This is a genomic window from Pseudoalteromonas sp. A757, assembly GCF_004103285.1.
Classification (GTDB): domain Bacteria; phylum Pseudomonadota; class Gammaproteobacteria; order Enterobacterales; family Alteromonadaceae; genus Pseudoalteromonas; species Pseudoalteromonas galatheae.
In genome coordinates this window covers 1-325 of record NZ_QNQN01000012.1, presented here as the reverse complement: position 1 = coordinate 325, position 325 = coordinate 1, and the positions used below count along the sequence as shown (strand labels likewise).

1 rRNA gene is annotated in these 325 nt (G+C 54.8%); it reads left to right on the top strand.

The features are described from left to right. Nucleotides 1–325, top strand: a 23S ribosomal RNA gene (locus tag DRB05_RS00055); the annotation flags it as partial.

The following is a 325-nucleotide window of genomic DNA, read 5'->3' as shown; positions in this document are numbered from 1 at the left end:
GCGGGGTAGGGGAGCGTTCTGTAAGTGGCTGAAGGTGTGCCGGGAGGCATGCTGGACATATCAGAAGTGCGAATGCTGACATGAGTAACGACAAGAGGAGTGAAAAACTCCTCCGCCGGAAGACCAAGGGTTCCTATCCCATGTTAATCAGGGTAGGGTGAGTCGACCCCTAAGGCGAGGCTGAAGAGCGTAGTCGATGGGAAACGGGTTAATATTCCCGTACTCGGTATGAATGCGATGGGGGGACGGAGCAGGCTAGGCAAGCATGGCGTTGGTTGTCCATGTGAAAGGCTGTAGGCTGGTGACTTAGGAAAATCCGGGTTGC